Annotated in this window: 4 protein-coding genes; 3 read left to right on the top strand and 1 reads right to left on the bottom strand. The window is 28.4% G+C overall.

From position 1 onward, the window contains the following. On the top strand, positions 1 to 2690 hold a 2690-nt coding region (locus Q0F58_RS15845; RefSeq protein ID WP_294378707.1), incomplete at its 5' end, for a DEAD/DEAH box helicase. 143 nt (positions 2691 to 2833) lie between these two features. Then, the gene (fliB, locus tag Q0F58_RS15840) at positions 2834 to 4060 is read left to right on the top strand and encodes a flagellin lysine-N-methylase (RefSeq protein WP_294378705.1); all 1227 of its coding nucleotides are present in this window, start codon (positions 2834 to 2836) and stop codon (positions 4058 to 4060) included. A gap of 101 nt (positions 4061 to 4161) precedes the next feature. Here the strand turns inward: fliB and Q0F58_RS15835 are convergent, their stop codons facing one another. After that, positions 4162 to 5769: a Na/Pi cotransporter family protein gene (locus Q0F58_RS15835; RefSeq protein WP_294378703.1), complete on the bottom strand. Its 1608-nt coding sequence runs from the start codon at positions 5767 to 5769 to the stop codon at positions 4162 to 4164. A gap of 537 nt (positions 5770 to 6306) precedes the next feature. On the opposite strand from Q0F58_RS15835, the gene Q0F58_RS15830 reads away from it, so the two are divergent. Beyond that, positions 6307 to 7408 (top strand): MATE family efflux transporter (locus Q0F58_RS15830; RefSeq protein ID WP_294378699.1); only part of this gene is annotated, 1102 nt, incomplete at its 3' end.

Genomic DNA, 7408 nt, shown 5'->3' with positions numbered 1-7408 from the left:
TATCAAAATATATAGATGAGGAATTTAATAATGAAATTTTAAAAGAAACTGTTAATTACATTCAAAATGAAAGAAAAGCTGAAATTGATGATTCATCTTTTAATATGGAAGATAAAAATTCCAAAATCAACATTATAGACAAAGGAAAATTTAATGTCTATGATTATATGTATTTCAAGGATTTTTTAAATGACATTTCATGGGAAGGGTCCTATGTAGAATGTGAAACTATTGATGAAGAAAAACCTTATCTTTATAAAAAGACTTATAAATATATGCCTAAGGATATTGGTGAAATAATTTATGAAAAAGTAAAATATAATATGGAACAGAAAAAAGGAATTATATATAAAGAATTTAAAAAAAATTATACTGATTCAAAATTTCTGTTTGAAAGTGTGCGTTTCTATAAAAGAACAAGAGATGGAAAAGAATATTATGATATAAATGAACAAGAATTAAATTGTGATAAGAAAAAAAGCCTGGAAGAGAGAATTAAAACAGAACTTGGAAATACATTTAAAAGTAAATGGGCAAGTTTTACAAATTCAAAGATGTTAAATATTGAAAATGAATTTATGCTGGATGTATATGACAGAGGATGCAGGCTTTTAAATCTAAATAATGAATATTATACAGAATGTGTTTATGAAAATCATAGTTTGGAAGAAGAAACACTTATAAAACTCATGAAAAAAAATTGCATTAATGTGAATTCGCATATTGAAGGAATTCAGAAACTAAAGATGAAGGTAATGAATTCATTAGACAGAAGACTAAATGATCTTATTAACATGAAAATATATAAAAGACATGAATATATGGATGATTTTTTAACTTCTGCACGAAAAATTGTATTTGGATATTATCAAAGTCTATATGAAAGAAGAAATAAAAAATACCTTAAAACAAAGGAAAACATGATTCTTAAATTAATTGAGAGAATGGCCATAACTGAAAATACCATATATTCAGAATACAAATCTGAAAATGAGAAAGCACCATCAATTAAAGAACTTATGGAGTTTGAAGACTGTATACCATGGATTTGTTACAAAGGATCTTTATGGACAGCAGAAAATATATATATAAAGAAAAAAGCAAAAGATGAGCTTAAAGAAATAATATTTGATAATCCTATAGATGAATATGAAGATGTGAAATACATGGAAAGACATTTTTATCTTCATGTTGGAGAAACAAACACAGGAAAAACCTATTCCAGTATAAAAAGACTCATGGAAGCAGAAACTGGAGTATATCTTGCACCTTTAAGGCTTCTGGCTCTTGAAATACAGGATAAGCTTAATAGTGAAAATGTTCCTTGTTCTCTCCTTACTGGTGAAGAGGAAGATATAATTTTGCATGCTGCTCATATATCCTCTACAATTGAAAAACTTAGGACAGATGTATCATATGAAGTATGTGTTATAGATGAGGCACAGATGATAAGTGATCCCCAAAGAGGATGGGCATGGACTCGTGCAATTATTGGTGTCCTTTCTCCAGAAGTTCATATCTGCATGGCTCCTGAAGCATTAAATATAATAATAAAGCTTATTGAAGAATGTGGAGATACTTATGAAATCATTCACCATAAAAGAGATACGGAACTTATATTTGAAGATAAAACATTTAATATTGATACAGATGTAAAGCCAGGTGATGCTCTTGTTGTATTTGGAAAGAGGAAAGCTCTTGCTGTTTCTGCAGAACTTCTTCAAAAGAACATAAAAACAAGCATTATATATGGTTCTCTTCCTTATTCCACAAGAAAAAAGCAGTTTGAAAGATTTTTAAGCAATGAAACTGATGTAATAGTATGTACTGATGCCATAGGTATGGGGGTAAATCTTCCTATAAAACGTATAGTATTTCTTGAGACTAAAAAATATGATGGAATTTCACTTAGAAAACTTAAAGTTTCTGAAATAAAACAAATAGCAGGTAGAGCTGGACGTAAAGGAATCTATAACAAAGGATATGTAGCAGCTGCATGTGATTTAAATTTGATAAGAAATGCTTTAAAAGCAGAAACAAAGCCAATTGAAAAATGCTTTACAGGAATTCCTGATTCACTCCTTAATATAGACATAGATCTTATAGACTCACTTAAAACATGGAGCTCTATGTCTTTGAATGGAATTTTTGCCAAAACTGATGTCACAAGAATAATTTATCTTTTAAATAGACTGAAAAAATTGAAGTTAAATATTTCAAAAAAAGATGCTATAAAAATGGCAACAATACCTTTTGAGGAAAACAATAAAACTGTATATGCTTTGTGGGAAGAATACTGCAGAATGTACAGCAGTGGAATAGTAAATTTAAAAAGACCTTCTATTTCTCAAAACATAAGCTCAAAAAAGCAATTAGATGATTTAGAAAGTTATTACAAATCCCTCGATCTTAATTATTCTTTCGGGAAAAATTTTGATATAGTTATTAACAATGAATATATATCAAGTGAAAAAGAAAAAACTGCTAATAAAATAAATGATCTTCTATTAACAAAACTTCTCGATCATGAAAGAGTCTGTAGTTTATGCAAAAGAAAGCTTTCATGGGATTATCCTAATGATATATGCAGAAAATGCAGAGATTCAATGATGGAAGCCAAAAAAGAAAAGTTAAAATATATTTCATCAAAAAATATAAGAAGAAGGTCAAGAAAAAGAAGACATAGATAAATTTATAATATAATCTATATATGTTCTAATAATAAAACTGCATAATAATTAAAGAAATCCCTGCAAAGATTTCATCCTTCAACGTACATTATCAATTGTACATTGCTAATTGGAACATATATGTTATTAAATTGGAGAAAACAGTGAATAGAAATGTTAAATCAATATATCCAGAATATTTGAGTAATTTTAAATGTATTGGAGGAAAATGTGAAGACACATGCTGCAAAGATTGGACTATATACATTGATAAAAATACATTTGGGCAATATAAAAATATTGAGGATATAGACTTAAATAAATACATAAATAATAATATAATTAGGCATAATACCTGTAAAAATGAAAATTCAGATTATGGACATATAAAATTAAATGATTCAAATATATGCCCATTTTTAGACAAAGATAATTATTGTATGATTCAAAAAAAATTAGGTGAAAGTTATCTAGGGAACGTATGCACAAACTTTCCAAGAATAATAAACAAAATTGATCATACATATGAAATATCTTTAGATGTATCATGTCTTGAAGCAGCAAAAATTATCCTTCTTAACAAAGAAAAAATGAAATTTATGCAAGGAAATACTATACTGAAAAATGACATGATAAATGATACCATTGATACTAAAAACAGAAACATGGAATATTCAAATGAAAGATATGTTAAACAGCTTAGGAATGTCAGCATTGAAATTATGCAGAACAGAGTTTTAAGAATTGATGAGAGATTTGCAATGCTTGGACATTTCCTTCATGGTGCAATAAGAGAACTTACATATAATTATTTTCAAATATATGACTATATAGAAAGCTATAATACGGATTCTTTAATATCAACAATAGATAAATCTTTTATGGATTATATGATGCAGATATCATTTTTTAGAAAATTAGTGCGAATGCTTTATGATGAAAAATTTAATATAAGCATAAATTTAAAAAATATAATCAATACTGCTATAGAAGGATTTCAATTTAATAATGGACAAAGTATGATTGATAAACAGGATAAATATGTATATGCATATACAGAATTCCATAAAAATATATTATCTAAATATAGCTATATATTTGAAAATTATATAGTCAACCATATTTTTAAGGAACTTTTCCCATTTTCAAACAGTGATGTTGTATTTGATGACTATATAATGCTTGTAATAAGATATTCATTTGTAAAATTTATTTTAATAGGAAATACACTTGCACATAAAAATGAAAAAATTACAGAGGAAGATATTATAAAAGTGATTCAAGTATTTTCTAAAGAAATAGAACATAATGAACAATATCTATCTGATGTAAGAAAATATTTAAAAAGAGATGAATTATATACTGAGCGATTTGCAGGTATATTATTATAAATCATTATAACTGTCCCTAAAATATTCAATTACAATTTGCAGTATACTCAATATTTTAGCGACAGTTTTTTGTTGTACAGAAATTAGATTCTTATTTGTAATTAAGAAATTGAAGTACCTATAACATTTTCAGCAATATTTGTAGAATGATCACCGATTCTTTCCAAGTCATTAATAAGGTCAAGGAAGATAGCTCCTTCATTGGCATTACATTTTCCATCGTAAAGTCTTGCTATATGTTTTTCTCTATAATTTTTCTGATATAAATCAATAGTATCTTCAATTTCATTTATAGTTTTTGCTTTTTCAATGTCTTTTGATGAATAAGAAGTTATTGCAATATTTAAAGCTTCCATAACAGCTGAAAATATTTCGTTTATTTCATATAAGGCATCACTGCTGTATTTTAGTTTTTTTCTCTTTTTTTCAACAGCCAGATCTGCTATGTTTTCTGCATGATCTCCAATTCTTTCAATATCTATAACAACATGAAATGTAGATGCTACAATAACTTTTTCTTTATCTGACAATACACATTTTGAAAGTTTTACAAGATATGTAGTTATTGATTCTTCAAGAATGTTTATGAGCTTTTCGTTTTCATAAACCTGCTTTATCATCTCTTCATCATTATTTAAAAATCCATCCATAGCAAGCTGAACATTTTTCTTAGCCTTTTCTGCCATTCTTATTGTTTCTTTTATAACCTGTCCTGCAGCAATTACAGGAGTTTCTAAAAATCTGCTGTCAATGAATTTAGGACCCATTTGTTCAATAGGATCGTCATTTGGTATTATTTTATTTACCAATTTAATTATATAATTTCCAAATGGAAGAAGAATTGCAGTGTTTGTAATGTTAAAAATAGTATGTGCATTTGCTATCTGTCTGCTTATATCACTGCTTGTTGAAGCAACAAAATTTCCTAGAATGCCTAAGAAAGGTATGAATATTATTGTTCCTACAACATTAAAAATCAAATGAAGAAGAGCAGCTTTATGTGCTGTTTTATTCGTTCCTATACTTGCAAGAAGAGCAGTAACACATGTACCAATATTACATCCAAATAATATTGGTATTGCAAGATTGATTGTTATTGCACCAGTTGAAGCAAGAGCAATTAAAATACCAGTAGTAGCTGATGAACTTTGAATAAGTGCAGTTAATGCAAGACCAACTATAATTCCAATAATCCAGTTGTCACCAATAGCAATAATAATATCTGTAAACTGAGGCCATGTTGAAATTGGCTCCATTGCAGAACTCATTGCTCCCATACCAGTAAAGAGAATACCAAATCCTAAAATTATATTTCCTATCTCAATTCTTTCTTTTACTTTTGCAAACATTACAATTGCTGCACCTGCAAAAACAAATATCGGTGCAATCTGATCAAGTTGAAAAGCAACCAACTGTGCTGTTATAGTTGTTCCAATATTAGCACCCATAATTACTCCAAGAGATTGGGATAATGTCATAAGTCCTGCGTTTACAAATCCTACAACCATTACAGTAGTAGCACTGCTGCTTTGAATTATGGCTGTAACAGCCGTACCAATAAGTACTCCCATAACACGATTTGTTGTAACTTTTTCTAATATGTTCTTTAAGCTTTCACCTGCAGCATTTTCAAGACCATCTCCCATAAGTTTCATTCCGTATATGAACAGACCAAGTCCACCCATAAGTTCAATTAATATTTTTAGCATATTCGTCTATACTCTCCTTATATATAATATTCATAATTAAATTTTAACCAAAATTTATACAAATGTTAACAAAAAAGCTCATTTTTAACTTACTTTTAACATTAACATTTTATACAAATATGTGTTTCTATTTACACTTGATAAGTCACACTTATACATATACTATGATATAGATTTGAAATATAATTTAACATTCCTCCAACACATGTAAATAAAAAATCTGTTTTGCAGACTTTGTATTTCTGCCCCTTTCTAAAGTTATCCACAGATTGTACAAATATATAGTTTCTTATGCCTGTGCCACAGAAACCTTAAAGAGATTTTTACTTTTACATTGTTAATTGTGCATTGAATATATATATATGCCTTAAAATTGAATATTTTATATACTGTGTTATAATAAAATGAAACATATATTGAAGCGACTCATAAATTATTTCTAGAGGTATTTAAAATGAAAATAAATAAAAAAACAGTTCTATTGATTTTGGAAAAGATGATATATGGACAATCCTTTTCAAACTGGCACCACCAGTTATGCTTGCACAATTAATACAGGCTTTATACAATATTATAGATAGTTATTTTGTTGGAAAATATTCAGAAGATGGATTAACAGCGCTATCTATAATATACCCGTTACAATTACTGACAATTTCTTTGGCAGTAGGAACTGGAGTTGGAATTAACACACTTATAGCACATTATCGTGGAGTACGAAAAGAAAAGGAAAGTGAAGAAGCAGCTGGAATAGGAAATATTCTGGCATTTATAATGTGGATATCCTTTGCAGTTATTTCTTATCTGTTCATGCCTTATTACGCAGAAATGTCTACAAATTCTGAATCAGTAATAAATGAAGTCATTAAATATGGAAGAATAGTAAGTGTATTCAGTATGGGAATGTTTTTTGAAAGTATCTGGACTAAAGTTCTTCAAGCTGGAGGCAATATGAAACTTCCTATGGCTGCTCAGATTGTGGGAGCAGTTGTAAATATTATTCTTGATCCTTTATTAATCTGGGGATTTGGAATAATACCTGAATTAGGAATCGCTGGTGCAGACATAGCAACTGTACTTGGACAGGTATCAGCAGCACTTATTGTAATGTCAGAAGGATGTAAAAGGGTTCCAGAACCTTCAAAGTACATAGGATACATAAAACAAATTTATTATTTTGGTTTTCCTAATATATTGATGCAATCTGCATATACATTTTATATTTTAGGATTAAATCTTATTTTAAAACAATTTTCTGATCAGGCAGTGACAGCACTTGGATTATATTATAAATGGCAGACATTCTTCTTTATTCCTCTTGGAGCAATGCAAACATGTATTGTACCTATACTTAGCTTTAATAATAGCGCTGGATATATAAAACGATGCAAAAAAACTTTATCTAACTCAATATTATTTGGCTTTATGCTGATGCTTGTTGGTACCTTATGTTTTGAATTTATTCCTAAACAGATGCTTTCAAATGATATAGATGTATTGACTATCGGGACACATGGTTTTAGAATAATTGGAATGTCATTTATTCCTATGGTTACATCACTTATATTCCCAGTGTTTTTTCAAGCAATTGGCTGTTCTATGAAAAGTGCAGTTTTGACAATTCTCAGAACTGTAATAC

Source organism: uncultured Clostridium sp., assembly GCF_934754915.1.
Classification (GTDB): domain Bacteria; phylum Bacillota; class Clostridia; order Clostridiales; family Clostridiaceae; genus Clostridium.
This window is presented reverse-complemented; position numbering and strand designations above follow the sequence as displayed.